The 26,331-nt window shown below is 69.5% G+C and carries 24 protein-coding genes, 1 tRNA gene and 1 pseudogene; 18 read left to right on the forward strand and 8 right to left on the reverse strand.

The genetic code is table 11. The annotated features are described in order from the left end of the window. The 3 genes from QN152_09460 to QN152_09470 form a co-directional block, all read right to left on the reverse strand. A partial coding sequence (locus QN152_09460) for a glycoside hydrolase family 20 zincin-like fold domain-containing protein (protein MDR7539739.1) occupies nucleotides 1-473 on the reverse strand: 473 nt, incomplete at its 3' end. A gap of 16 nt (nucleotides 474-489) precedes the next feature. Next, nucleotides 490-1,728 (reverse strand): sugar ABC transporter substrate-binding protein, encoded by a 1,239-nt coding sequence (locus tag QN152_09465; protein ID MDR7539740.1) that lies wholly within the window; start codon nucleotides 1,726-1,728, stop codon nucleotides 490-492. 122 nt (nucleotides 1,729-1,850) lie between these two features. Then, nucleotides 1,851-2,852, reverse strand: coding sequence for an ExsB family protein (locus QN152_09470; protein MDR7539741.1), 1,002 nt, complete (start codon nucleotides 2,850-2,852; stop codon nucleotides 1,851-1,853). Nucleotides 2,853-2,928: 76 nt separating this feature from the next. Here QN152_09470 and QN152_09475 point away from each other — a divergent pair, with 76 nt between their 5' ends. Beyond that, a complete protein-coding gene (locus tag QN152_09475; protein ID MDR7539742.1) occupies nucleotides 2,929-3,603 on the forward strand; it encodes a hypothetical protein in 675 nt (224 codons plus the stop codon). A 141-nt stretch (nucleotides 3,604-3,744) separates the two neighbouring features. Here the strand turns inward: QN152_09475 and QN152_09480 are convergent. Beyond that, nucleotides 3,745-3,834, reverse strand: a tRNA-Ser gene (locus tag QN152_09480). A gap of 194 nt (nucleotides 3,835-4,028) precedes the next feature. Between QN152_09480 and pruA the strand changes: the two genes are divergently transcribed. The 13 genes and pseudogenes from pruA to QN152_09545 all read left to right on the forward strand — a co-directional run bounded on the left by pruA (nucleotide 4,029) and on the right by QN152_09545 (nucleotide 17,923). After that, nucleotides 4,029-5,579, forward strand: coding sequence for an L-glutamate gamma-semialdehyde dehydrogenase (gene pruA, locus QN152_09485; protein ID MDR7539743.1), 1,551 nt, complete (start codon nucleotides 4,029-4,031; stop codon nucleotides 5,577-5,579). Between the two features lie 207 nt (nucleotides 5,580-5,786). Beyond that, nucleotides 5,787-5,915: pseudogene (locus tag QN152_09490) on the forward strand (acetamidase/formamidase family protein). A gap of 34 nt (nucleotides 5,916-5,949) precedes the next feature. Beyond that, nucleotides 5,950-7,965 carry a DEAD/DEAH box helicase gene (locus QN152_09495; GenBank protein ID MDR7539744.1) on the forward strand — a complete coding sequence of 672 codons (2,016 nt, stop codon included), beginning with the start codon at nucleotides 5,950-5,952 and terminating at the stop codon, nucleotides 7,963-7,965. A gap of 126 nt (nucleotides 7,966-8,091) precedes the next feature. Continuing rightward, nucleotides 8,092-8,937: an IclR family transcriptional regulator gene (locus QN152_09500; GenBank protein MDR7539745.1), complete on the forward strand. Its 846-nt coding sequence runs from the start codon at nucleotides 8,092-8,094 to the stop codon at nucleotides 8,935-8,937. Then, a complete protein-coding gene (locus tag QN152_09505; protein MDR7539746.1) occupies nucleotides 8,937-9,602 on the forward strand; it encodes an RraA family protein in 666 nt (221 codons plus the stop codon). Before QN152_09500 ends, QN152_09505 begins: the two co-directional genes overlap by 1 nt. A gap of 9 nt (nucleotides 9,603-9,611) precedes the next feature. Beyond that, nucleotides 9,612-10,577, forward strand: coding sequence for a sugar kinase (locus QN152_09510; protein MDR7539747.1), 966 nt, complete (start codon nucleotides 9,612-9,614; stop codon nucleotides 10,575-10,577). Continuing rightward, entirely contained in the window at nucleotides 10,574-11,662 is a 1,089-nt protein-coding gene (locus QN152_09515; GenBank protein MDR7539748.1) for an NrtA/SsuA/CpmA family ABC transporter substrate-binding protein, read from the forward strand. Before QN152_09510 ends, QN152_09515 begins: the two co-directional genes overlap by 4 nt. Before the next feature lie 12 nt (nucleotides 11,663-11,674). Further along, entirely contained in the window at nucleotides 11,675-12,514 is an 840-nt protein-coding gene (locus tag QN152_09520; GenBank protein MDR7539749.1) for an ABC transporter permease, read from the forward strand. After that, a complete protein-coding gene (locus QN152_09525) occupies nucleotides 12,511-13,311 on the forward strand; it encodes an ABC transporter permease (GenBank protein ID MDR7539750.1) in 801 nt (266 codons plus the stop codon). Before QN152_09520 ends, QN152_09525 begins: the two co-directional genes overlap by 4 nt. 11 nt (nucleotides 13,312-13,322) lie before the next feature. Beyond that, on the forward strand, nucleotides 13,323-14,093 hold the full coding sequence (locus QN152_09530) for an ABC transporter ATP-binding protein (GenBank protein ID MDR7539751.1): 771 nt from the start codon (nucleotides 13,323-13,325) through the stop codon (nucleotides 14,091-14,093). Continuing rightward, nucleotides 14,090-14,434 carry a hypothetical protein gene (locus QN152_09535; GenBank protein MDR7539752.1) on the forward strand — a complete coding sequence of 115 codons (345 nt, stop codon included), beginning with the start codon at nucleotides 14,090-14,092 and terminating at the stop codon, nucleotides 14,432-14,434. Before QN152_09530 ends, QN152_09535 begins: the two co-directional genes overlap by 4 nt. A 64-nt stretch (nucleotides 14,435-14,498) precedes the next feature. Beyond that, on the forward strand, nucleotides 14,499-16,682 hold the full coding sequence (locus QN152_09540; GenBank protein MDR7539753.1) for a hypothetical protein: 2,184 nt from the start codon (nucleotides 14,499-14,501) through the stop codon (nucleotides 16,680-16,682). Further along, on the forward strand, nucleotides 16,679-17,923 hold the full coding sequence (locus QN152_09545) for a tagaturonate epimerase family protein (GenBank protein MDR7539754.1): 1,245 nt from the start codon (nucleotides 16,679-16,681) through the stop codon (nucleotides 17,921-17,923). Before QN152_09540 ends, QN152_09545 begins: the two co-directional genes overlap by 4 nt. Nucleotides 17,924-17,970: 47 nt before the next feature. Here QN152_09545 and QN152_09550 read toward each other — a convergent pair whose 3' ends face one another. From QN152_09550 to QN152_09560, 3 genes are all read right to left on the reverse strand, one after another. Continuing rightward, complete coding sequence (locus QN152_09550) at nucleotides 17,971-18,855, reverse strand: carbohydrate ABC transporter permease (protein MDR7539755.1); 885 nt, start codon at nucleotides 18,853-18,855, stop codon at nucleotides 17,971-17,973. Then, on the reverse strand, nucleotides 18,855-19,769 hold the full coding sequence (locus QN152_09555; protein MDR7539756.1) for a sugar ABC transporter permease: 915 nt from the start codon (nucleotides 19,767-19,769) through the stop codon (nucleotides 18,855-18,857). The genes QN152_09550 and QN152_09555 overlap by 1 nt, the downstream gene beginning before the upstream one ends. A gap of 63 nt (nucleotides 19,770-19,832) precedes the next feature. After that, the gene (locus QN152_09560; protein MDR7539757.1) at nucleotides 19,833-21,143 is read right to left on the reverse strand and encodes an extracellular solute-binding protein; all 1,311 of its coding nucleotides are present in this window, start codon (nucleotides 21,141-21,143) and stop codon (nucleotides 19,833-19,835) included. A 243-nt stretch (nucleotides 21,144-21,386) separates the two neighbouring features. Between QN152_09560 and QN152_09565 the strand changes: the two genes are divergently transcribed. Further along, nucleotides 21,387-22,292 carry a sugar phosphate isomerase/epimerase family protein gene (locus tag QN152_09565; GenBank protein MDR7539758.1) on the forward strand — a complete coding sequence of 302 codons (906 nt, stop codon included), beginning with the start codon at nucleotides 21,387-21,389 and terminating at the stop codon, nucleotides 22,290-22,292. 15 nt (nucleotides 22,293-22,307) lie between these two features. Here the strand turns inward: QN152_09565 and QN152_09570 are convergent, their stop codons facing one another. Then, nucleotides 22,308-23,129 carry a sugar phosphate isomerase/epimerase family protein gene (locus QN152_09570; protein ID MDR7539759.1) on the reverse strand — a complete coding sequence of 274 codons (822 nt, stop codon included), beginning with the start codon at nucleotides 23,127-23,129 and terminating at the stop codon, nucleotides 22,308-22,310. A 261-nt stretch (nucleotides 23,130-23,390) separates the two neighbouring features. Between QN152_09570 and QN152_09575 the strand changes: the two genes are divergently transcribed. The 3 genes from QN152_09575 to QN152_09585 are packed head-to-tail and all read left to right on the forward strand — an operon-like array spanning nucleotide 23,391 to nucleotide 26,327. Further along, nucleotides 23,391-24,341, forward strand: a complete 951-nt coding sequence (locus QN152_09575; protein MDR7539760.1) for a tripartite tricarboxylate transporter substrate binding protein — start codon at nucleotides 23,391-23,393, stop codon at nucleotides 24,339-24,341. After that, nucleotides 24,338-24,787, forward strand: a complete 450-nt coding sequence (locus tag QN152_09580) for a tripartite tricarboxylate transporter TctB family protein (GenBank protein MDR7539761.1) — start codon at nucleotides 24,338-24,340, stop codon at nucleotides 24,785-24,787. Before QN152_09575 ends, QN152_09580 begins: the two co-directional genes overlap by 4 nt. A gap of 52 nt (nucleotides 24,788-24,839) precedes the next feature. Next, on the forward strand, nucleotides 24,840-26,327 hold the full coding sequence (locus tag QN152_09585) for a tripartite tricarboxylate transporter permease (GenBank protein MDR7539762.1): 1,488 nt from the start codon (nucleotides 24,840-24,842) through the stop codon (nucleotides 26,325-26,327). Nucleotides 26,328-26,331: the final 4 nt, after the last annotated feature.

Here is a 26,331-nt window from a genome sequence, read left to right on the forward strand (position 1 = left end):
GTCCCCCGGCGGTCGCTGCCCGCCGCCACCACAACATCAGGCGCCACTTTGAGGACGTAGCCTTCCGGCCCCGGATCCTCCGGCAAGACCCGCAGCCCCTCCCGGGCCACCAGTGCGGCCGACCACCTGTTCAGCGCCGGCTCTCCCAGCACGATGATGTCGCGTGCTTCCCCAACCTCCGCGGCGCGCACCACCGGCAGCGCCCGCCCGGTCAGGGTGCGCAGCTCCGCGTTCAGGTCGCGTGCTGCGTAGAGGTCCTCCGCCGCAGCCTTGTCCCCCACCACGATGCGCGTCCGGTCGCTGAGGGGGAAGACCGCGGGCAGCCAGAGCAGGGACTGAGGTCGGGGGAGGATCTGTGGTGGCCGCGATGATGGTGCCCAGGCGTCGGGCACCGCCGCCGGGGGGGCCGCGGCCGCTACGCTCACCGTCACGGCCATCGCCAGCAGCGCCAGGGCAGCCCGCGCAGAGGTCATCTCTCGCCGGCCGGGTTCAGAGCCGGGCGGTCCACTGCCTGGCAGCCCAGTCCAGGGCCTCTTTCGGGGTCATCTTGCCGAAGAACGCGGACTCGATGGCCTCGCGGAAGATGCGGTAGAGGTCGGCGGCATGGGGGACCACCACCGTGAGGTCACGTGCATAGGGCAGCTCCGCCACAGCTACCACCCGCGCCCGTTCCTCCGCGCCGGCTCCACCCTGGGTGAAGAAGGGATGCCCCGCCGCCGCCCGCGTGGAAGGCAGGATCACCGTCAGCCTGGAAAACGCCAGCTGGTTCTCATCGCTGGTGACGAAGAGACCGAAGGCCACCGCCGCCTGCTGGTGCCGGCTGGCCTTAGGTACGGCGATGGCCATGGTGGGCAGGTGGATGACGTTGCCTCTTCCCCGGGGGTGGGAGGCCACCAGGGTCTGGGCGTAGACCTCGGGGTTGTCCCGCTTCACCCGCAGGAGGAACTGGGGCCCTGTGATCAGGATGCCCAGCTGGCCCGCGCTGTACCGCTCGGTGGCGCCCAGGTACCCGCGGCGCAGGGTGTCCTCGGGAAAGTAGTCCTGGCGAAAGAGCTGCACGTACCTGGTCAGGTAGGCCACGTGCGCCGGGGAATTGAAGACCGCCCGGTTCCCGTCCGCGCTAAGGACGGGCAGCCCGTGCTCCTGGAAGCGGTGCAGCAGGCGGATGCCGTCCACGTTGGGCATGAACCCGTATACCCCGGTGCGGTCTTTGATGGTCCTGGCGTGGGCGATCACCTGCTCTTCGGTGGCCGGAGGCTGCAGGGGGTCCAGCCCCGCCCGGCGGTACAGGCCGGCGTTGTAGGCGAGGATGTTGGGCGCCACATACCAGGGCAGCCCGTAGCTCCGGCCACGGTAGCGCAGGGAGCTCCACAGCCCGGGGAAGTAGCGCTGGCGCACGGCGGGTGGGACCGCAGCGTCCATGTCCACCAGCAGCCCCTGCTCCGCCAGCCGCAGGACCATCTCCGTGTTCAGGTTGACCACATCGGGAGCCAGGCCTCCGGCCAGGGCCGCCAGCAGCTTCTGCTCCACGGCGGCGAACTGGACGTCCACCCAGCGCACGCGCACCTCCGGGTGCGCCCGGGTGTATGCCCCCACCAGCCCGTTGACGTAGTCGGTGAAGAACGGCTGCAGGGAGATGGTCCAGAACTCCAGGGTGACCTGGGGGACGGCAGCCGTCGGCGCCGCGGTTACGCCCAGCAGGACCAGGGCGAGGGCGGTCCGCAGCATCGGCGGCCTGGGAGAACGGGCCATGGCGCTACTGTCCCCTGCGTCGTTCGGGTGGGTCGCCGGCAAGTCCTGCCGTCGCGCCGGAATCCAGCCTCGCCCACGCCACGTTCTCGGGCGGCACCCTAGCCAGCTACCGGTCGGAAGTCGACGACCTGGAAGGTGTGCAGGCGGCTGTTGCGGGCCAGCTCCCACTGCACCTCGATAGGGAAGGCGAAGTCCGGCTGCATCCGCCCGTGCTGCAGCCAGTGGCGGGCGTGCGCGTCGTGCATCACCCCGGGCCCTGCCTTGACCACCAGGCGCAGCGGCGTCTCCACCAGGTGGACCTCGTCCAGCTCCGGCAACGCGCGCAGGGCCTGCAGCAGCGCCTCCCGCAGCGGAGGGTCCGGCAGGGGGCGGACGTTGACCAGCCCGATGTTCCGCCCCAGGGGGCCGATGATCTTCACGTTGGCCAGATCCACGGCGGCCCCGGCGTCTTGCAGCACCCGGAGGAGCACCTCGTTGGCCTCCGCCACGGCGCGGCCGTGGTAGGTGGGGTTGATCAGCGGCTTCAGCAGGTGCTTGAGCTTGCATCCTTCCCGCCCGGGGTGCTCCCCGATCCGAGGGATGCGCAGGCCGAGGTGGTCGGCGATGGCCCGGATCTGTGGCTTGTTCAGGTCCAGCAGCGGCGCGTAGTAGCCGTTGCATACCTTCAGACCAAGCTGCCCCCAGGTGTCGCTGCGGTTGGCTCCGGTGAGCACCAGGCGGCCGCCGCTGGCGCGGCGCACCATCCCCAGCTTGATCTCCCGGGTGCAGCGGTTGCAGGCCGGGCCGTTGCGCTGCACCCGGTGCTGGGCGAACTGGCCGAGCAGGCAGCGCTGCTGCAGCCCCAGCTGCTGTGCCAGCTCCAGGACGATCTGGTTGCCGCGGCGGTAGGCATAGGCCCCCATGTTCACCGTGACCAGGAGGACGTGGGGACCTCCCAGAGCTTCCCTGGCCAGAGCAGCCACGGTGGTGCTGTCCAGACCTCCGCTGAAAGCCACCACCACCGGCTGACCGCGCGTCACTTCCCTTATCTCCCCGATCAGCCGGTCGGTCAGGGCGGGGGCTTCGATTTCAACCGGAAGGGCCAGGGTGGCTGCCGTCATCGTCCGACCTTTGTTCGAAGCCAGTATACCTGAACACCGCCCCGGATCCTGCCGTACCTTACATAGGAGGTGGGGGATGATCGGTCTGCGCGCCGCCCTGCCGGCAGTGCTCGTTGTGGTGGTCGCTGGCGCACCGGCGCCTGCGCCTTCCGCCGCGGCGGTCCTGGAGCTGGTGGACGTGGGCCACGCGCTGCGGGAGCAGACCCTGGTCATTACGGGAGGGGTGCGCAACACTGGCGCCCTGCCAGCCGGCGGGCTGGTGATCGACGCTTCCGGATTCGCCGCCAGCGGCGACCTGGCCGCCTTCGGCAGCGACGGGATTCCCTGGACGCTGGCCCCCGGTGCCGCCGAGCCCTTCCAGATCTTCCTCCCGCTGGGCCGCAGCCTGGTGAGCAGGTACACCGTGACCGTCTCCGGGTCCCGCCCGCGCCAGGCACGTCCGGCCGCCCTGAGCCGGACGATTCCTCCCGCCTTCTACCGGTCGCTGATTCTGCCACGGGTGGGGGTGGACGTAGATGCCGAGCCCACGGCGCTCACCTTCACTGCCGCGGCCAAAGGCCTCCCGGTGACCGCGGTGCGGGTGACGGTGACCCTGCTGGTGCGGGACAGGGACGGCCTGACACTTCGCGCCCTCAACGTGGAGGTCCCCGTGGACCGTCCGCTGCGCCTCCGGTTCGCTCCGCTCATTGTCCGTGTGGTCTCGGTCACCGTCGCCGACGTGGTGCTGACCTCTACCTGGACCTTGCCGTAGTAAGCGCCGTGTTCAGGCTGCTGTCGGGCTCAGCCCGGTTTGCCCTCGGCTGGCGGCGGCAAGGTGCGCCATCGCGTGGCACAGGCGCCGGGGAGGGCATTCAGGCGGCGGGGAGGAGGACGACGGAAAGGTGCACACCAGTGGCGGAGAGGGTGGGATTCGAACCCACGAGAGCGTTTCCGCCCTAGCTGCTTTCAAGGCAGCCCCGTTCGTCCGCTCCGGCACCTCTCCACCGGCGATTATACCCCCATCCCGGGAGCCCCTTCTCCCCAGGGGAGCCCGCCGGGACTTTGAAGCGCGGGTGCTCCACGGGCGCCCCGACCATACGAATGCAGGTGATCGACCTCCGCCCCCACCATGCGGACGCAGGTAATCGGGGGCCGGCCCGACAATAATGAAGCGGGATTTCCGCGGGAGGTGAGGCCATGGCGCTGCCGGAGTTTCGCAACGAGCCCTTCACCGATTTCACCGTCGAGGCCAACCGCACGGCCATGCAGGCCGCCCTGGCCGAGGTGCGGCGGGAGCTGGGGAAGGAGCTGCCCCTGGTCATCGGCGGGCAGCGGCTGACCGCGTATGACCGGTTCTACTCGCGGAACCCCTCCAGCGTGGACGAGATCGTGGCCGTGGTGCCCAAGGCCTCGCCCCGGGAGGTGGAACAGGCGGTGGAGGCGGCGGAGCGGGCTTTTCAGACCTGGAGCCGCGTTCCCGCCGAGGAGCGGGCGGCCCTCCTGCTGCGCGCCGCCGACCGGCTGCGTCGCCGCAAGTTCTTTGCGGCAGCCTGGCAGATCTACGAGGTCGGCAAGAACTGGGCAGAGGCGGACGCCGACGTCGCCGAGACCATCGACCACCTGGAGTACTTCGCCAGGGAGGCGCTGCGCTACGCCCGGGGCCAGCCCCTGGCGTCGCACCCCCAGGAATACAGCGAGTACACCTACCTGCCGCTGGGGGTCGTGGCCGTGATCCCTCCGTGGAACTTCCCCCTGGCCATCCCCGTGGGCATGGCGGCGGCGGCCATCGCCGCGGGCAACACGGTGGTGCTGAAGCCCAGCAGCGACTCTCCGGCCAACGCCCACGTCTTCCTGGAGGTCATGGAGGAGGCCGGCCTGCCTCCGGGCGTGCTGAACATCGTCACCGGGTCTGGCAGCGAGGTGGGCGACCCGCTGGTGCTACACCCCAGGGTGCGCATGATCGCCTTCACCGGCTCCAAGGACGTGGGCGTGCACATCTACCAGCAGGCGGCCAGGGTCTCCCCCGGCCAGATCTGGCTCAAGCGCGTCATCTGCGAAATGGGCGGGAAGAACGCGGTTATCGTGGATGAGGAGGCCGACCTGGAGGAGGCCGTCTCTGCGGCGGTGGTCTCCGGCTACGGCTTTCAGGGGCAGAAGTGCTCCGCTGGATCGCGGCTGGTGGTGACCGCCCCGGTCTACCGCCGGGTGCTGGACGCCTTCGTGGAGAAGGTGCGCGCCCTGGAGGTGGGTCCGGCCCCGGAGAACTTTCCGGTGGGGCCGGTGATCAACGAGCGGGCGAGGCAGAGCATCCTCAACTACATCCAGATCGGGATGAAGGAAGGGCGCCTGGCCGCCGGGGGCGAGCCCGCCGCCGGCAACGGCCACTTCATCCAGCCTACCGTCTTCGCCGACGTGGACTTCCGCGCGCGCATCGCCCAGGAGGAGATCTTCGGACCGGTGGTGGCGGTGATCAAAGCCCGCGACTTCGACGACGCCCTGACCATCGCCAACTCCACGGAGTACGGGCTGACCGGCGCGGTCTTCACAAAGAACCCGGAGAAGATGGCCCGGGCGCGACGCGACTTCCACTGCGGCAACCTCTACATCAACCGCAAGTCCACCGGCGCCCTGGTGGGTGTGCACCCCTTCGGCGGCTTCAACATGAGCGGGACCGACGCCAAGGTGGGCGGCCCGGACTACCTGCTTTTCTTCCTGCAGCCGAAGGTGACGTCGCTGAAGTGGCGCTAGGTGCAGACCTCAGGAGGTGAGGGAGATGGGACGGACGCACTTCTTGCCAGCCGACCGCGTGCACTATGTGTGGAACAACCGCTGGGCGGCCCCGTGGCGGTGAAAGGTGCGCAGTCCGGCGATGTGCTGGAGGTGGAGATCCTGGACCTGCACCCAGGGGCTGGGGCTGGACGGGGGTCATCCCCGGTTTCGGGCTACCTGACGGAAACCCATGGCCTCACCCCTGAGGATGCCTACGTCCTGTGCAGCGTGGCCGTGGACCTGAAGATCAGCGAGGTGGTGGACAAGCCCAACTGGATCGTCACGGCCTACGCGCCGTTGTCCATGTTCGGGTAGGCGGGTCTCCGGGACCTTGTCCGGAGGGGGTGGTGTGCTCAGGGGAGCAGACCTCCATGCAGGCCTGCGGCTCCTGCTGAGAGAGGTCGGTGAGGTCCCCCCGGGGCCCTTCGTCCCGGCTCGCTTCCAGGTGGAGGCGCTGCAGGCGGTGGGGCGAGGGGATGTGTTCGTCTCTGCCCCCACCGGAAGCGGCAAGACCTGGATCGCCGAGCGGGCCATCGAGGACCTCCTGGCGCGGGGCGGCACCGCCTGGTACACGACCCCCCTCAAGGCCCTGAGCAACCAGAAGTTCCACCGGTTCCAGCGCCTCTACGGCGAAGAGCGGGTGGGCCTGCTCACCGGCGAGCGAAAGATCCGCCCGCAGGCCCCGGTGATTGTGGCCACCACCGAGATCCTGCGCAACGCCCTCTACGACGGTCGAACCGCTCCCGACCTGGCGGTCCTGGACGAGGCCCACTACCTGGGAGACCCCGAGCGGGGCATGGCCTGGGAGGAGATCATCCTGCTGGCCCCGCCGGCGACCCACCTCCTGCTGCTCTCCGCCACGCTGCAAAACGTGGACGACCTGGCGGCGTGGCTGGCCCGCGTCCGCGGGCGGCCGCCGGCTGTGGTGCGGGAGTGGGAGCGCCCCGTGCCGCTACGCCGCATCCTGGTAGATGCCGCAGGCCACCTCCTGCCGCAGGACCTGGCCCCGCGCCTGCGGGGCGGGGAGCGGCGCCCCGGCTGGCTGGGCGTCTGCGTGCGCGAGCTGGCCGCCGCCGGCCTGTTGCCGGCGATCCTCTTCTTCCCCTCACGGCGGGAGTGCGACCAGGCAGCCCGCGAGCTGGGCGCACTGCGCCTGCCGGGGGAGGCGGCGCGCCGGAGCGCCTTCCGGGTGTGGGAGCACCGCTTCCCTTACCTGGCGGTGCACCCCTTCCGCTGGGTCCTGGTCCAGGGCGGGGTAGCGCCGCACCATGCGGGGCACCTTACGGCCTGGCGGCTGGCCGTGGAGGACCTCCTGGACCGGGGGTTGCTCCGGGTGGTCGCAGCCACCACGACCCTGGCCAGCGGCCTGGACGTCCCCGCCCGGACTGTGGTCCTGAGCACCCTTTCGCGACAGAGCCCGCAGGGGCGGGTGGACCTGACGGCCACGGAATTCCACCAGATGGTGGGGCGGGCCGGAAGGCGCGGGCGGGACCGCATCGGCGTGGTGGCGCTGCCGGCGGCCTCGCGGGGTGAGGCCCAGTTCGGCCTGGCCCTGGCCCAGGCGGAGACCGAGCCGGTGCGCTCGGCCTTCCACCCGGGCTACACGCAGGTCCTCAACCTGCTGGCGCGGCGGACGCTGCAGCAGGCGCTGGGCGAGCTGCAGCGCTCGCTGGCGGCGTACGAGGCGGAGCGGTTCGGCACCCTGCGGGTGGGTCCCTCGAGGATCCTGCGCCGCCTGCCGCCTGGTGCTGCGGCGCGCGCCCTGGAGCAAGTGCATGACCCGCTATGCCAGGCCTTCCTCCTGCGGGCGGTCCTCCTGCAGGCGCTCGGCTACCTGGATGACGAGGCGCGGCTCACCCTCCAGGGGCGCTGGGCGGCCCGCCTGCGCCATCCCCGGGCGCTGGTCCTGGCGGAGATCGTGCGGCGCGACGGCATCCCCGCGTCCCCCCACCGGCTGGCCGCCATGGCTGCGGCGCTGGGCTCGGAGCGGCCCCCGCGTGCTGGCGGGGAGGATGCGCGGCTCGGTGGGCTGGCGGCGCTGGTGCGCCGCCTGGCCCATCTGGAGGAGGAGTTCGGCCTTGAGCCCGACCCCTTCCCCCAGGAATTCCGCGGAGAGTGGGACCGGCAGCGGCGCCGCGCCGTCCCTTCTCCGGCGGAGCGGCGCGCCGCAGTGTGCGCGGCGTGGGCGCGGGGCGGGGAGTGGGGGGTACTGGTGCGCGAGTTCGAGGTGGAGGAAGGCGACCTGCAGCGTATCGTCCTGCAGGCGGCGGAGGTGTTGATGCAGCTGGAGGGGTTGCCCCAGCCGTCTGTGCGCGCCGTCGCCCGAGAAACCCGGAATCTGTTGCTGCGACCACCCGTGCTTTGAGGCGTCGGTTTGGTCCGCTTTTCGGCGCCCTATGCGCGACCCTCGAATGCGGGTATATTTTTCTTGATATCGTATTGGGGACGAATTGTCCGTATTTCGGACCACCCTTCTGGCCGGAGCACACCGATGGGACGGGAGCAACGGCAGGCCGGCGGACAAGAGCGCGCCAGCAGCGGTACCGCAGACCGGGACAAGGTGAAGTCCCTCAACCGGGCGTTCACCCTCCTGATGGCGCTGGGCCAGGCCAGCCGACCCCTCTCCGTAGCCGAGCTCATCGTCAGGACCGGGCTTCCGCGGCCCACAGTGTACCGGTTAGTGCACACCCTGGAGTTGAACGGGGCGGTGGTAGCCAGCGACGGCCGGTACGCCATCGGCCCCCGCGTCCTCTGGCTGGCGGGGCGGCGGCTGGGGCAGATTGAGCTGCGCGCGGCTGGCCGTCCCCACCTGGTGGAGCTGGCCCGGCGCACAGGGGAGACCGCCCACCTGGCCGTGCTGGAGCAGGGCCAGGTGGTCTACATCGACAAGGTGGAGTCGGGCGGACCGCTGCGCATGGCGTCTACCGTGGGGGCCATTATGCCTGCCCACTGCACGGCGCTGGGGAAGTCCATGCTGGCCTTCCTGCCTCCGGCACAACTGCAGGAGGTCCTGCGCACCCACGGGCTGCCCCGCCGCACGGCCAACACCATAACCGACCCGGCGCGCCTCCTGGCAGAGCTGGCCGCGGTCCGCGCCCGCGGCTACGCCATCGACAACGTGGAGAACGAGGAAGGCATCCGCTGCGTGGGCGCCCCGATCATGGACCACCGCGGCCAGGTCGCCGGAGCGATCAGCGTCTCCGGGTCGGTAGCCACCATCACCCTGGAGCGGGCGCGGCGCGAGCTCAGCCCCCTGGTGCGGGAGGCGGCGCAGCACATATCCCGGACCCTGGGCTGGACCCAGCCCCCGGTCCGCTCGAGAGGAGGGGAACCGTGATGGCAGAGGGCGCGGAGCTGTACACCCTGCTGGAGGGGTTCCGGGCTACAAGCACCGCATCCGTCGCCGATGCCGTCGACCGCGTGGTGCGGCGACCGGGGTTCATGAGCCATGAGATCAAGCCCATCCTGCCCGGCAGGATCGCCGGGCCGGCGGTCACCGTGCTGGAGCGAACCGCGCTGGAGGCCCAGCCACCACGCCACGCGCTGACGGCCATCGACGAGGCACCCGCGGGGAGCATCATCGTCATCGGCCTGGAGGATGCAGGGGGCGCGCCGGAGGTGGCGCTGTGGGGCGGGCTGATGGCCTCGGCGGCTGCAACCCGCGGGCTGGGCGGTGCGGTGTTGGATGGCGGTGTGCGGGACGTGGAGGAGATCCGCCAGCTGGGCTTCCCGGTGTTCTCGCGCACAATTGTCCCCTCCACCAGCGTGGGGCGGCTGGTCACCGTGGCCAGGGAGGTCCCCGTCCCCTGCGGCGGTGTCCTGGTCAACCCCGGAGACATCATCGTAGGGGACAGCGACGGCGTGGTGGTGGTGCCCCGGGCCGCGGCGGCAGAGGTGCTGGCCGCCGCCACCCAGATCGAAGAGACCGAGCGGCGCATGACCGCCCGCATCAGAGCCAGCGGGTCGATCCTGCAGGCGTTGCAGGAGTTCGGCCGGATCTAGGAAGATCCCGTGCCCCACCTCATCGCCCTGGGAGAGGCGATGGCTGAGTTCGCCGCCGAGGAGCGGGGGCGCCTGGGGGAGGTGACCCGCTTCCGCCGCGGATGGGGCGGGGACACCTGCAACGTGGCTGTGGCCGCCGCCCGCCTGGGGGGCTCCGCGGGCTACATCACCCGCGTGGGAGGAGACGAGTTCGGCCGCTCCTTCCTGGAGCTTCTGGAGCGAGAGGGAGTCGACAGTTCCCGCGTGCTCGTCGACCCCGAGGGTTTCACCGGCGTCTACTTTATCTCCCTGGACGAATCGGGGAAGCACGACTTCACCTACTACCGGGCGGGGTCCGCCGCCAGCCGCCTGCGGCCTGAGGACGTGGACCCCTCCTACCTGCAGACCGCCCGCATCTTCCACACCAGCGGGATCACCCAGGCGATCTCCGCAAGCGCCCGCGCTGCCGCCGCTGCGGCCATCGCCGCCGCTCGCAGCGGTGGGGTCACCGTGAGCTACGACCTGAACCTGCGGCCCAAGCTGCTGCCGCTGCCCCAACTGCGGCCGGTGGTGGAAGCTACGCTCCCCCTGGTGGACATCGTCTTCCTGAGCACGGAGGACGCCTCCTACCTGGATGGATCCAGGCCGGCGGAGGCCGTGGCGCTGGAGCTGCTGGCGCGCGGGCCGCGGCTGGTGGTGCTGAAGATGGGCGAGGAGGGGTGCCTGGTGGCCACGGCGGAAGGCTCGCCGCTGCGCCTGCCGGCCTATCCGGCGCGGGTGCTGGACAGCACGGGGGCGGGTGACGCCTTCGACGCGGCGTTTCTGGTGGAGTGGATGCGCGGGCGGCCGCCGGAGGAGGCGGCTCGTTTCGCCAATGCGGTCGGTGCGCTGGCAGCGGGTGGGCTGGGCGCGGTGGCGCCGCTGCCCTCGCGGACGGCGGTGGAAGCGTTCATGGCGGGAGGGGCTGAGTCCATGACGGAGGAGGGACGAGGATGACGCAAAGAGCAAGGCGCATCAAGCGGTCCGCAGTCCTGGGGGTGCTGCTGATAATGGTCTTGGCGGTGCCGGCGGCGCAGGCCGCGCCGGTGCTGACGAAGGTACGAGCCGGGATCGTCGCGGCCATTGACCAGCTGGGCGTGCCGGTGGCCCTGGACCAGGGTCTGTTCGAGAAGTGGGGCCTGGAGGTGACCATCGCCACGCCCTACCCGACGGGGGTCGACCAGTTGAACGCGCTGCAAGCTGGCGAGATCCAGATGGGCCAGGTGGGCGTCCCCATGATCGGAGCCGTCCTCCGGGGGATGGACCTGGTCATCGTGGGCAACTACAGCGGCTCCTCGGTGAAGCTGGGGGGCGACGACACCATGGCGCTGGTGGCGCGGCAGGGCAGCGGCATTCGCACCATCCGCGACCTGAAGGGCAAGCGGGTGGCCGTCTCCTTCGGCACCATCAGCCACCTGTACATACTGGGGATCCTGCAGCGGGCCGGGCTCGCCGTCACTGACCTTACCCTGGTGAACACCCCGCCCGCGGAGATGGCCGTGGCCCTGCGTGGCGGGGCGGTGGACGCCTTCGCCACCTGGGACCCCTGGCCGGTGATCGCGCTGGCGGATGTGCCCAACAGCTACGAGGTGGTCCGCGGCGGCGGGTTCATTGGGTTCATGGGGTTCAACGTGGCCATCCGCTCCTGGGCAGAGCGCAACCAGGAGACCATCGAGAAGTTCCTGGCCGCGCGCGCCGAGGCCGACAAGTTCATGCGCGCCGAGCCGGTGAAGACCGCCATCGTGGCTGTGCGCTGGCTCCCCGGGCTGCGGCCGGAGGTGGCCCTGCGGGGCGTGCGCAACAACCTGCCCACAGTGGACATCCGCATCTCCTGCTATAACTACCTGGCGCTGCATAACGCGGTGCAGACGCTCCACCGGCTGGGCTTCATCCCGGGGACCTTCGACGTGAACAAGGTCTTCATGCCGGGGCCGATCCTCAACGTGATGCGGCGCTACCCGCAGCTCTTCGCCGACCTGCCCCCGATCCCGTCCCGGGCGCAGGTTGGCCCGGGATTCACCTTCCAGGGGACGTGTCCCTAGGATGAGGGCCCCATGACCCTGCGGAACCCTTCGGAGGTGGCGGCCGTAGCACCGGCGGCGCCGCGGCCGCGCCCCACCGCCCGGTACCTGGAGGCGGGGCTGTGGTTCGCTGCGCCCTTCGTCCTCCTGGTCCTGGTCTGGGCCGCGGTGGTCCGACTCTCCGACGTTCCCCTGCGAGTCTTTCCGGGCCCCGCGGATGTGGCCGGCGCGCTGCTGCAGCAGGCCCGCAGCGGCGCGCTGGCCGGTCACATCTGGCAGAGCCTGCGCCGGGTGCTGGTGGGGACCACGCTGGCGATCGCCTCCAGCATCCCCCTGGGTATCGCCATCAGCACCAACCGGCACGTCGCCGCCCTGTTTGTGCCCATCCTCCGCTTCTTCTCGGTGCTGGCGGGCATCGCCTGGATCCCCCTGGCCACTTTATGGTTCGGCTACGGCTTTGGGGCCATCACCTTCATCATCTTTAACGCCGTCTTCTTCATCGTCCTCTACAACACCATCCTGGGGGTCACCAGCATCCCGCAGGTGCTGCGGGATGCCGCCCGCTCCCTGGGAGCGAACCGCTGGCAGGTGCTGACCGAGGTGTTGCTGCCCGGAGCCCTGCCCAATATCGTCACCGGCATCCGCACGGGTATGGGCTTCGCCTGGCGCGGGCTGATCGCCGCCGAGATCATCGCCACCAACGCCGGGCTGGGCTACATGCTTTTCCTGGCGCGCGACTTCTACCGCACCGAGGTGATCGTCCTGGGGATGATTCTCATCGGGGCCATCTGGGTGCTGCTGGACCGGCTGATTCTGGCCCCCATCGAGCGCCGCACCATCGAGCGCTGGGGCCTGGCCCGCGCGCTGATATGAGGCCGCCCGGGCGCTGGCTGCGCCGCTTCCTCACTCACCCCGGCGTGCAGGGGGCGGGACCCTTCGTCCTCCTGGTTGTGCTGTGGGCGGTGGTGGTGCAGCTGGAGATCTACCCGCGGACCTTCTTCCCCGGCCCGCAGGACGTGCTGCGCGTCTTCGCCAGTCTGATGTACAAGGGCGTCCTGCCCACCTACCTGCAGGACAGCATCACCCGGCTGGCTGTGGGCGCCGGCGTGGGCATCTGCGTGGGCGTCCCCCTGGGACTGCTCATCGGCCTCCATGCGGCCAGCTACCGCTTCTTCTGGCCGCTGATCATCTTCTTCCAGGCCATCGGCGACATCGCCTGGCTGCCCATCTTGCTCATCTGGTTCGGCTTCACCCTCACCACCATGACCTTCGTCATTGTCTACACGGTGATCTTCCCCATGATCTTCAATACGGCCCTGGGCGTGCGCACCGTACCCGTGGAGATGATCCGCGCCGCGCAGAGCCTGGGGGCTTCGCGCTGGCGTATCCTGGTGGAGGTGCTGCTGCCCGGCGCCCTGCCCAACGTGATCACCGGACTGCGCAACGGCCTGGGCTACGGCTGGCGGGCGCTGATCGCCGCCGAGATCATCGTGGGCACCAGCGGCATCGGCTTCATGATGTTCGACGCCCGGCGCAGCGGCAGTGTGGTGGAGATGATCCTGGGGATGATCCTGCTGGGCATCCTCTGGTACGTGGTTGACGCCTGGGTCCTCCGGCCCGCCGAGCGGGCCACCATCGAGCGCTGGGGGCTGGTGCGTCAGGCGTCCTGAAGAGTGGGACGATGGACGGCCTGGTCATCCGCGATCTGAGCAAGACCTACTATGACATCTACACGGGGGAGCACGTGGCGGCCGTGGAGGCCGTCTCCCTGGAGATCGCTCCGGGGGAGTTCGTGGCCATCCTGGGCCCCAGCGGCTGCGGCAAGACCACCCTGCTGAACATGGTGGCGGGCTTCATCCCGCCCACCCGGGGGGAGATCCTGCTGAACGGACGGCGCATCCAGGGGCCTGGACCTGACCGCGGCGTCGTTTTCCAGAGCTTCGCCCTCTTCCCCTGGAAGACGGTCCTGGACAACGTAGCCTTCGGGCTGAAGATGCGGGGCGTGCCCCGGGAGGAGCGCTACCGCATCGCCCGGGAGTACATCGCTCTGGTGGGCCTGGACGGCTTCGAGCACCGCTACCCCCATGAGCTCTCCGGGGGCATGCAGCAGCGCGTCGGCGTCGCCCGCGTCCTGGCCAACAACCCGGACCTGCTGTTGATGGACGAACCCTTCGCCAGCGTGGACGCCCAGACGCGCATGACGCTGCAGGAGGAGCTGACCCGCATCTGGGAGGCCCGCCAGCCCACCATTCTCTTCGTCACCCACGACGTGGAGGAGGCGGTCTTCCTGGCCAACCGCGTCGTGGTGCTTACTCCGCGTCCCGGGCGCGTGCGCGAATCGGTGGCGGTGCCCCTGCCCAGGCCGCGGAGCTGGCAGCACTTGATCGAGGACCCGGACTACAAGAGCCTGGTGGCGCGGGTGCTGGGGCTGGTGCGCGCGCCGGCGTCATGAGGGTGCGGCGGCTCTTCGCCCGTCGGCCGGTGCGCCTCCTTCTCCTCCTGGTGCTGCTGGCCGGCGCCTGGCAGGGATGGCTGGCCTGCCAGGCCGGCCCGAAGATCCCTCCGGACCTGGAGCGCTACGCCTCTCCCCGGGGCACCGTGGACCTGCTGGTCATCCTGCGCTTCCCCCCGGAGCGGTTCCATATACTGACGTTCCAGCGCTTCGGCCGCGTCTCGGGGACGCGGGACAACGCCGTGGAGGTACGAAGCGTCCCTCTGGGACGGGTGCGGCAGATTGCCCGCTTCTACTGGGTGCGGCGTATCGCGCCGCTGCAGGAGGACACCCGCCTGTGATAGGCTGCGTTTTGGAGCTACGGCCGCTGCGCCGTGGCCGGCTCCGAGGGGGAGGCAGAGGGAGATGACGCAGGAACAGGTTGAGGCGATCGTGGCCGACAGCCGCCCGGTGCGGCTCTCCGATGCGGGCAGGCGCCCCATCCCCGAGGACCACGTGGCGCACATCGTCCAGCTGGCCGGCTGGGGCCATGCCCCGCTGGCGGCCGACCACCTGCTGTTTCCGGAGATCACCGGGCGGCTGGTCGCGGTTGTGGGCGGTGTCATCCGGCAACTGGGGATGGACTTTGCGGCCGCCAGGCCTCATCCCGCCGACGGCCCGGTAGAGCTGGAACAGAAGGTACGCCGGCGGCAGTTCGCCTACAAGACCCTCCTGGAGATGGCCGTCAACTTCTCGGGGCTGGAGAGCCGCTGGCTGGATGCGGAGGAGAAGCGACAGGCGGTGGAAGCCATCCGCGCCGCCCTGGCCGAGTGGGAGGAGCGGGAGCAGGCAGAAGGTGAGCTCTCGGTGGCGCAGGCGGTGGTGCGTCACTCCCTGGGGCGGATGAAGCTGGTGCAGGGTGGCGCGGGCATGGTGGCCCAGGCTGCGGTGCGCATGGAGCAGGCGCTGGACGGAAAGCGGCCGGTGCTGCCGGCCTACCTGGAGGCGGCAGCCGCGGAGATCGAGAGCAACATCTACGCCCGCATGGTGCGCGAAGGAGTCTGCCGCTTCGGCAACGACTACGCCCTGGGGCTGCGCTGGCTGCGCCACCTTGGATTCGAGCAGGTCTCCACTAACCCGGTGCTGGCGGCCCTGGCCTACAAGGACGACCCCGCGCTGGGCCGGATGTTCCAGGAGGAAGTGCGCCACCACCCCCGCTTCGCCCGGTGGGCCGGGGCCCCCGATCAGTTTGCCGACGAGATCGCCCTCTATGCCACCCTCCTGGCCCTGTGGGACAACCTGCACGTCTACCGGCCCATCTTCTTCAACCTGGCTGCCGAGTCGGGGGGCGGGGTGGTCTCCTTCCAGCTCAACCCCCGCGTCGCCCACCTGGTGCGGGAGAGCATCGAGGACGTCTTCACCGCGTTCGCCGCGGCCGCCGAGGACCTGCGGGTCTACGATGACTTCCTGCTGGCCGGCTACCCGGCCACGCGGGAGCGGGCCCGGCCCAACATGGTGATCAAGGTCGCCGCCTCCTCTCCCGCGGCCCGGGAGATCGCCCGCAGCATCAACCGTCTGGGCATCGGCTCGAACATCACCCTGAGCTACAGCGCGGCGCAAGAGATAACCATGGCCCTGGAGGAGCTGGCCGGGATGGCCGGGGCAGTGAAGAAGGGAATCGCCCCCACGCAGGTCTACGTCACCAACATGGGCGGGAGGCTGGAGAGCCACCTGCGCGAGGTGAAGCTGGAGGAGCTGTTCGCCGCGCTGAAGGCACGCCTTGGAGAAGCCGCCGCCCTGGAGCGGGTGCGCACGCTGGCCGCCGCCAACGGCAGCGCTGCCCGCGTGGAGCAGGCGGAGGGCTACCAGGCCAAGGTGGTCGCGGCTACCCGCTACGCCCACCAGCGGCGGATCGACGCCCACCTGGCGGAGGCGCTGCGCGAGGTGGCATCGGCAGAAGAGCTGCAGCGCTGGGAGGAGGCCATCGGGCGTGCGGGGACCCTGGTGGCCCGCCGTGTCTGGGGCATCTTCTTCTCGCCGGAGAACCGGGAGAAGTGGCTGAGCTACCTCTGCCGTACCCACCGGTTGACCCGGGAGCAGGCCGAGCTGATCTTCAGTCGCATCTGCTACCTGCCGGCCTCCAAACGCAAGCCGGAGGACACCTACTGGGCCCTGGCCGGCCGCAACCTGGTGCACACCGAGTTCCCCAACCACCAGGAGAACGTCCGCCGCATGGCTGCATCCGAGACCTTCCGGCTGGCAGACTACCGGGAGTCCATCGGCGCAGACTTCCCACCCGAAGTACTGGAGCGGCTGCAGACGATGGCAGACTTTCGCACCGCCTACGAGCTCACCCCTGAGCTGACCCAGATTCTGCGGGAGGTGGGCGTGGACGGAGACTTCGGCAGCGGTGGCCACACCCCCGAGCAGTGGCCGGAGTTTGGGCCGGTGCAGAAGACCCTGGCAGAGTTCACCGGGGCCTACGAGAATTTCCGCGCGGAGATGCTGCGCCTCTTCCGGGAGGTGCTGCCGGCCGCTCCACGGGCTGCCGCGCGGGGCAGGAGGCGTGCGGCCCTGAGCGGGGCGCGGTCGTCCCGGACACCCCGGTGATCCTGCCCCCCTACAGCCTGGGCCTGGGGGACCGCTTTGGCCGCCAGGGGCGGGCGCAACTGGCGGCGGTGGTGGCGGCGCGGGATGTGGGCGTGGACCTGGCGCCGGTGTGGAACAAGTCTCACCGCGAGCACGCCATCACCGGGACGCAGCCGGCTGCGGTGCGCGCCGAGGCTGATGCGGCTGTGGCTGCGTTGGGCTGGACCGGGCCGTACTTCGTCGACGCCGACCACGTGACCCTGGGGACTGTAGATCCCTTCATCCCCGCGTGCGACTACTTCACTCTGGACGTGGCCGACTTCGTCGGCCGCCCGGCGTCGGCAGCAGAGATCGAGGCGTTCGTGGCCCGCTACGGGCACTTCGCCAGGGAGCGGAAGATCCCGGGGATGGACCAGGTGCCAGGCGACGTCGATGTGGCCGCCATCGCCGGGAGGTACCTGCTGGCAGCGCGGCAGGCAGGAGCCATCTACCGGCATATCGCCTCGTTGAGGGGCGCCGGAAACTTCATCACCGAGGTCTCCATGGACGAGACCGCCAGCCCGCAGACTCCCGTGGAGCTCTTCTTCATCCTCGCCGCGCTGGCGGAGGAGCAGGTCCCCCTCCAGGCCATCGCTCCCAGGTTCGTCGGCCGGTTCAACAAGGGGATCGACTACAGAGGCGACCTGGCCAGCTTCCAGGAGCACTTCCGCGCCTGCCTGGGGGTGATCGCCTTCGCCGTGCAGGAGCTGGACCTGCCGGCCACCCTCAAGCTGAGCGTCCACTCCGGAAGCGACAAGTTCTCGCTCTATGGGCCCATGGCCCGCATTTTGCGAGAGCACCGGGCGGGGGTGCACCTGAAGACCGCCGGCACCACGTGGCTGGAAGAGGTGGCGGGGCTGGCCCTGGCCGGGGGAGAGGCGCTGCGGCTGGTGCAGGAGATCTACGCGAGGGCCTACCAGCGGATCGAGGAGCTGAGCGCACCTTACGCCGCCGTGCTGGAAATCGACCGGTCTCAACTACCCTATCCGGATGTGGTGGAGAGGTGGTCGGGGGAAGAGTACGCGGCGGCGTTGCGCCACGATGAGGGCGCTGCCGCCTACAATCCCCACTTCCGCCAGCTCCTGCACGTGGCCTTCAAGGTGGCGGCGGAGATGGGCCCCGTCTACCTGCAGGCCCTGGACGCCCACGCCGACCTCATCGGCCCGCTGGTGACGGAAAACCTCCTGGAGAGGCACATCAGGCCTCTATTCCTGCAGCCGTAAGGCACGCCGCGCGCCTGCAGCGGCCCGCGCACCCGCGCAAGCCCTGGCTACCTCAGGCCGGTCAGGGCGATTCCACGGATCATGAACCGCTGGGAGAAGGCGTAGGCCAGCAGCATGGGCCCGATGGTGATTACCGTCCCCGCCATCAGCGGGCCGTAGTTGATGAACCCGTATGGGTCCTTGAACAGGGCGATGCCCACGGGCAGGGTGCGCAGGGACACGGAGTTGATGACGATCACCGGCCAGAGGAAGTCGTTCCAGCTGCTGAGGAACAGGAGCATGGCCACTGCGGCAACGGTGGGCTTGATCAGAGGCAGGACCACCGTGGCCACGATGCGCGCCTCCCCAGCCCCGTCGATGCGCGCCGCGTCGATGAGGTCCATGGGCACGGCCTTGATGGCCTGGCGGATCATGTAGACGCCGAAGGCGCTGGCGAAGTTGGGGGCCAGGATCCCCGGATAGGTATCCACCCAGCCGATGCGCGAGAGGAAGACGTACAGGGCCACGCTGGTCACCTGCACCGGGACCATGAGGGTCCCCAGGATAACCAGAAAGAGGACGTTCTGCAGGGGGAAGTCGTAGACGGCGAAGGCGTAGCCGGCGAAGAGGCCGAAGAGGACCGACAGCCCCACGGACACGGTGGCCACCACCAGGCTGTTCTTGTAATAGGTCAGCCAGGGCGCCTTGACCCAAGCCTCCTGAAAGTGCTCCCAGGTGATGCGGCTGGGGATCCATTTGGGCGGGAAGGCGATGATGTCGGGAGCGGGGCTGACGGCCGTGACCACCATCCAGTAGAAGGGCAGGACCATGAGCACGGCCCCCAGCCCCACGACGATGTACAGCGGCAGGCGTCGGACGCTGCCCAGCGCGGCCTGCACGCGGGCCCGTCCTCTGGCCGGCAGTGGGGCGACGACCTCCGCAGAGCGCGGCATCAGTAGGCCACCTCGAAGCGCCGGCTGTAGAAGTACTGGAGGACGGTCACGCCCAGGATGAACAGGAAGAGGACCATGGCCTCGGCGGAGGCGTAGCCGAAGCGGTAGCGCTGGAATGCCTGCGTGTACAGCTCCAGGACCACCACGTTGGTGGAGAAGGCGGGCCCGCCCCCCGTCAGCACCAGCACCTGGTCGAACACCTGGAAGGCGAAGATGGTGTTGTAGATGAGGATGAACGTGGTGGTGGGGGCCAGCAGGGGGAGGGTGATGCGGACGAAGCGCTGGAACGGGCCGGCACCGTCGATGGTAGCCGCCTCGTAGAACATGGCGGGGATGGCCTGCAGGGCAGCGATGTAGATCACCATGTTGTAGCCCAGCGTCTTCCAGATGCTGAAGATGATCACCGAGGGCAGGGCCATGCGCGAGGAGAGAAGCCAGGGCTGCTCCGGCAGGTGCAGCACCCGCAGCACGCTGTTGAACAGGCCGAACTGGGGGTTGTACAGCCACCACCACACCACGGCCGCGGCCACGGTGCTGGTGACCATGGGAGCGAAGTAGACGGCCTTGAAGAGCTCGCGCAGGTGAAAGTGCTCTGAGAAAAGCACGGCCAGGATCATGGCCAAAAACGCCGAGAGCGGCACGATGGTCAGAGCGTAGATCAGCGTGTTGGCGATGGCGCGGCGGAAGATCTCGTCCTGGGCCAGGTCGATGAAGTTCTGCAGGCCGACGTAGGTCAGGCGGCCCTTCAGCAGCTCCACCTTGAAGAAGCTGAAGTACAGCGTCTGTAGCGACGGCCAGATGCGAAACAGCGTGAACAGGACGATGACCGGGGAGATGAAGAGGTAGGCCTGAAGGTAGTGACGGCGGTGCGCCCGGCCAAGCAGCGCGCCTGCGGAGTGGCGAATGCTGGCCATGGGCGCTAGAATGTGCGCCTGCCCTGCGCGGGACACGCGCAGGGCAGGCTCCCTGAGGTCACGTCACTTCGCCGCGTCGGCGATCGCCTTGTTGGCCAGACGTTCCGCCTCGGCCAGCGCCTGCTGCACCGTGGCCTCGCCGTGCCAGGCCTTCTGGATGGCCCCTCCCAGGGCGTCCATGATGCCGTTCAGCCCCAGGTTGATGGGCAGGCGACGGCCGTAGGGCGCCATCTTCAGCAGCGCCTGGGCGTAGGCGTCGGACTTGAACGGTTCTTTCTGCCAGTTGCTCTTGTACCGCGGCGTCAGCCCGTACTTGCGGGCAAAGTTGTAGTCGTTAATCTCGCTGTTCACCCACTCCACGGCCCTCCAGGCCAGGTCGCGGTTCTTGGCGCCGCGGGGCACGGAGAAAAGCCATGCCCCCAGCAGCGTGGCCGGCCTGTCCCCCGCTTTGCGCGCCGGCGGCAGCGCCATCCCCCAGCCGGTGGGCCAGGGCATGTCCGGGGCCTCCTTGGGCTGGCGGGCGCGGATGCTCACCGTCTCGCTGATCTGCATGGAGGCGATGCCCTTCAGGAAGGCCGCCCGGGGGTCGGGGAAGTCCAGGCTGGTGCACTTGTCCACATTGAGCATGTCCAGCACCAGCTGCAGGGCGGCCCGACCACCCTCGTTGTTGAACTTGACTCGCCCCCCGCGCAGGGCGTTGGGGTCATCGATCAGGTCCGCCCCCGCGCCCCAGATGGCCCAGAGGTGCTTGTGCACCACCCCGTGCGGGTGCCCCACGTGGCGGATGGCGTAGCCCACCCGGACGATCTTCCCGGTGGCGTCACGCCTGACCAGCTTGCGGCAGTACTCGCGCAGCTCGTCCCAGGTCCTGGGGGGCCGCTCGGGATCCAGGCCGGCTTCCTTGAAGTGCTGCTTGTTCCAGGTGAGGCCGTAGACGTCGATGCCCATCTGGGGGTAGCCCCACATGGTGCCCTTGCCGTAGTCTGAGAGTTCCACGATCTCCGGCGTCACCGCCGCCAGCCAGCGCTTGGCCTTGGCGGGATCCACCTGCTCCAGCAGCTCCTCCTTCAGGAAGCCGGGCATCCACGAAGTGTCGATGAACAGGATGTCGGGAACATTGCGCGCCGCCGCGGCGGCAAAGATCTTCTGCTGCATGGTGTCGTAGTCGAGGGCGACCATCTCCACCTTGACCTTGGCGGTCGCCTCGAAGGGTGCGAAGAGCGTGGGGTCCCGAAGGGGGAGGGTGGTCTGGGTGATCTCCCCCGCCGGGTACCAGAGGGTGAGGGTTGGTTGTGCCTGGGCTGAGACCCCGGGCAGGCCGATGGCCAGGGAGAGCACGGCCACCAGCAGAACGCTCGTCCTGCTTCTAGACATGCAGCTTCACCCCCTCTTGGCGCACAGAGTCCGACTGCGCTCCATCACCTCCTTCTCCTGGTTGTGAGTACAACCTTCACCGCCTGGCTGCAAGCACGCCCGCGCTCCGCCGGCCGGCCCGTCAACCTCAATTATCGGGAAATGGCCGCCGGCCAGCAATCAGCCGGCCAACCGATCATGCCCGCAGGCCGCCGCGGAAGGGCTTGCCGCTGCACGCGCGGAAGCGTTCTGGCGGAGGAGGGAATGCTTATGCAACTCGGGGTGACCGTGGCCTATGCCCGCGTGCACTACAGTGACGAGCCTACCCTGGAGCAGTACCAGGCCTTTGCCCGCTGGGCGGCGGAGAGGAAGTTTGGCGGGATTGAACTGGCCGCCTTCAGCCTGGAGCACTTCAGGCGGGACTTTGCCGACCTGCGTGCTGTCCGCGCGCTGCGCAGCCTCTGCCAGGACCTGGGGGTTACCGTCAACGCCTTCGAAGCTGGCTTCCTGCGGCACATGACGGTCAGCGAGGAGGCGACGGTGCGGCAGCAGGCCCTGGACGGCCTGCGCCGGTCCCTGGAGGTGGCGAGGGAGCTGGGGACCGACCTGGTCTACCTGCACTCGGCGCCCCATCCCTCGTGGGCCATCGAGTTCCGACGCCTCTATGACGACTTCACCCCGCCAGCCAGGGTGGAAGTCCCTCCGGCCTTCGACTGGAAAGCCGCCTGGCAGCAGTATGTGGCCACCATCGGGGAGATGGCACGTCTGGCCGAGCAGGCCACCGCCCGCCTCGCCCTGGAGATTCGCCCCTACGAGATGGTGAGCAACGCCGACGGCATGCGCCGTCTGATTGAGGCGGTAGAGTCGCCCGCTCTGGGGGTGGTCTTCGACACCGCCCACTTCTTCGTGCAGAAGGAGATCCTGCCGGTGGCGGTGCAGAAGCTGGCCGACCGCATCTATCTGGTGCACCTGGCCGATAACAACGGCATCGAGGACTTCCACTGGGCCCCGGGGAAGGGGGGCGTACCCTGGGAGGGGGTGCTGCAGGCGCTGGGTAAGATCGCCTACCAGGGGTTTGCCAATATCGACGTTGCCGGCACCTACGCAGACATCGATGCCGAGATCTGCCAGGGGCGCGACTTCGTCTTGCAGCGCTGGCCGGGGAGCTGACCCGGAGGTTCCGGATCAGCCCGACTGAGGACGAAAGAGCTGCCGCACAAACCCCAGGGCCTGCCGCGCCGCTGTCTCGAAGTCGGGTTCCAGCAGGATCTCCACGCCGACGGCGCCGTCGTAGCCGATCTCCCGCAGCGCCGCCGCCACCGCGGGGAAGTCCAGGTGTCCCCACCCCGGCGCCCTGCGGTTGCTGTCGGCCAGGTGCAGGTGGGCCAGGTGCGCGCTGCCCTGGCGTAGCGCATCGGGGAGGGAAGCCTCCTCGATGTTCATGTGGAAGGTGTCTGCCTGCAGGCGCACAGAAGGCAGGTCCACCTCCTGTAGAAGCGCCACCCCTTCCTCCACGGTGTGGATGAAGTCCGTCTCGTAGCGGTTCCCCGGTTCCACCAGGAGCAGCAGTCCTAGCTCCCCTGCTGTCATCCCGCACTCGCGGGTGGCGGCCACAAGGTGCTCCCGGGCCTGCTGCGGCGATGCTCCGGCGGGCAGCTTGCCCCGGACCAGGCCCAGGGAGACGAACCTCGCGCCCGCGCGCTGCGCGGATCGGAGGCAGGCCTGCACGGCGCGCACGGCCTGGCGCCGGACGTCATGGTCGGGATGGGTCAGGGTCAGGCCGCGTTCCAGGGCGATGAAGCCCGTAGCCAGGCCAAGAACCTGCAGGCCGCACCGTTGGGCGGCATCCCGCAGCGCCTCAGGAGTCGGATCCTCGACGTCCCGGGGCATCAGCTCCACCGCGCCGAAGCCCAGGGCGGCCGTCCGGGCCAGGGCGTCCTCCAGAGCAAGGCCGCTGGCCGCCGCCCAAAAACGGGAACCGGGCGCGGACAGGTAGAGAGATACCACCGGGATCCGCCCACTCATGGTGCTAACCCTGGCAGCCCACCTCGCAGCCTCCTTGGCCTGCTCAGCTCCGCACCGCATCTCTCCAACACTTGCGGACCGGCTCTCCTCCTCAACTTCTCCCCCACGGCCGGGCCACCCTGCGGTCGGCGCAGCACTGCGCCCGTCCCTGCGGCAAAGCAGCGTCGCGGCAGCCTCCGCAGCCGGGCGGCCGCCGCCTGCAGTAGAATGGGGGCGGGCCCTGAGGCGGCCGGAGGTGAGACCGTGCGCACAGTACTGGCCGTTCTCGTCCTAATCCTTCTCCTCGTGCCCGGTACTGCTGGTGCGGCGGCCTGGCCGGAGGGACGTGCGGTTACCATCGTGGTCCCCTTTGCCGCAGGCGGCGGTACCGACATCATCGCCCGGCAGTTGCAGCGGGCGATGCAGCGTTTCCTCGACGCGCCCGTCGTCATCCGCAACATCCCCGGTGCGGGCAGTGGCATCGGCACCAACGAGGTGCTGCGCGCCCGGCCGGACGGCCACACCCTGCTGCTGTCCGGCACGCACACGGTGACAGCCTCCCTGCAGGGACTGACCGCCGGGTCTGTTGCCCAGCTGGACCACATCGCCAGCCTCAACTGGGACGCCTTCGTCATCGGCGTCCTGGAGGGGGCACCGTACAAGACCCTCAAGGAGCTCATCGAGGCCGGTAAGCAGAACCCGGGGAAGGTGACCATCGGCCACGCCGGCGTGGGGGCCCTCACGCACCTGACGGCTGAAGCCCTGAACCGCGCTGCGGGAACCCCCTGGACCGTGGTCCCCTTTGAGGGCGGAGCACGGCTCATCGCGGGGGTGCTGGGCAACGTGGTCACCGCCGGGGTCTTCTCGCAGTCCGAGGTGGTGGGGCAGGCCGGCCGGCTGCGCCCCCTGGCGGTCACCAGCCAGCGCCGCTCGCCCCTCTTCCCGCAGACCCCTACACTGGAGGAGCTGGGATTCAAAGGCATTCCCCAGGGGAGTTTCCGGGCGGTCAGCGGACCCAAGGGCATCCCCATGGAGACCCGCCGGGCCATCGCCGCTGCAGTGGCCAGGGCGATGAACGATCCGGAGTGGATCGCCTTCAGCCGGCAGAACGGGCTGGTGAAGACCTATCTGGCCAACGAGGACCTGGAGCGCTACTTCGGGGTCCTGACCATTGAGCTGTCCCGGCTGCTGCGTCAGGTCGGACTGATCAAGTGAGCCGCCCCGCCCTTCTGGCCGTCGGTGCCGCCATCGCCGGCCTGGGGGTACTGGCCCTGCTCCTGGCCGGGAGCATCTCCGTCCTTCAGGTCCGCGGAGATCCGGGCCCGCGGGCAGTGCCGGTCGCGGCCGCTGTCGTCGTGGTCGCCGGCGCCGCCGGGGCCACCGCGGCGGACCTGCGCCGCCTTCCCCAAAGCGAGCGGATCTCTCCCGCTTCGCTGGTGGTGGCCCTGGCCACCGTGGCCTGCGTACTCTTTCTGTCGCGCCTGGGCTTCGTGGCGACCACCGCGCTTTTCCTGGCCGTGGTCTCCCTCTACCTCGACCGGCCGCGGCGTCACTCCCTGGCCGCGCACCTGGCGGTGGCGGCGGGCGCAGCAGCAGGGCTCTGGCTGGTCTTCGGGCGCCTATTCGGGGTGATCCTGCCTGCCGGTTCGCTGGGGTTCTGAGATGATCACCGTCCCGAGATGGACGCCGTACTGATGCTGACACCCTCCTGAGATGGACGCCGTCCTGAAAGGCCTGGCCTTCGTCCTGCAGCCGGGCACGCTACTGTGGATCGTGGTGGGCGACATCGTGGGGGTCTTCATCGGCGCCCTGCCGGGTCTGACCGCGACCATGGGGCTGGCCCTTTTCCTGCCCATCACCATCCGGCTGGACAGCCTGACGGGCATTGCCCTGATGCTGGGGCTCTACTTCGGGGCTGTCACCGGCGCATCCATTCCGGCGATCCTCTTCGGCATCCCCGGGAACCCCAACGCCATCGCCACGGTGCTGGACGGCCTGCCCATGGCGCGCAAGGGCCAGGCCGGAGTGGCCCTGGGCGGCGCGGTGATCGCCTCCCTGATCGGCGGGCTGGTCAGCACCACCGCCCTCCTGATCGCCTCCCCGGCGCTGGCCCGCTTCTCCCTGTTTTTCGGGCCGGCCGAATACTTCGCCCTGGCCGTGGCCAGCCTGACCATCATCGCCAGCGTCTCGGGGACTTCGCTATTGAAGGGGCTGGTGATGGGGGCAGTAGGAGTCCTGCTCTCCACTGTGGGCATCGACACCATGACCGGCGCCAAGCGCTTCATGTTCGGCAACCCCTTCCTGGCCAACGGCATCGGTCTGGTGCCGGTGCTCATTGGGATGTTCGGGATCACCCAGGCGCTGGAGGACGCGGCACGCCCCGGCGGGGTGGGCGAGATGATCACCCAGCGGCTGGGCCGCCTCTTCCCCCGGCTGGCGCAGCTAGCTCGCATGTGGCGCATCATCCTGGAATCGAGCTGGATCGGCACGCTGGTGGGGATCCTGCCGGGCGCCGGGGCCAGTGTGGCCGTCATGCTGGCCTACGAGCGGGCCAGGCAGCTCTCGGAGAGGCCGGCCGAGTTCGGCAGCGGCAGGCTGGAGGGGGTCATCGCCCCCGAGGTGGCCAACAACGCCTGCATCGGTGGAGGGCTCATCCCCACCCTGACCCTGGCCCTGCCCGGCGAATCCGCCGCTGTCCCCATCCTGGCCGCGCTGGTCATCCACGGAATCACACCGGGTCCGCTGCTCTTTTCCTTCCAGCCTCACTTCATTTACGCCGTGGTCTTCACCATGATCGTGGCCAACGTCACCACCTGCGTCTTCCAGCTGGGCGGCATCCGCCTGTTCGTCAAAGCCCTGAGCGTGCCTCCAGCCATGCTGACCCCGCTGATCATCGTCCTCTCCGTGCTGGGCGCCTACGCCCTGAACGGCTGGATCTTCGACGCGGGGGTGGCGGTGGCCGCCGGCGTGGGCGGGTTCTTTCTCAAGCGCGCCGGGTATCCCCTGATCCCGCTGATCCTGGGTCTGGTACTGGGTGGGATGCTGGAGTCCGAGTTCCGCCGGGCCATGATCATCACCGGAGGTGACCTCACAATCTTCGTCACCCGGCCGCTGGCTGCGCTGCTGCTGGCTGTCGGGGCCATCTCCCTGGTCCGCCAGCTCGCGGCGCAGCGCCGCCTGGCCGCGGGGCATGGGAGGTAACCGC

The organism is Armatimonadota bacterium, assembly GCA_031459715.1.
GTDB lineage: Bacteria > Sysuimicrobiota > Sysuimicrobiia > Sysuimicrobiales > Humicultoraceae > Humicultor > Humicultor tengchongensis.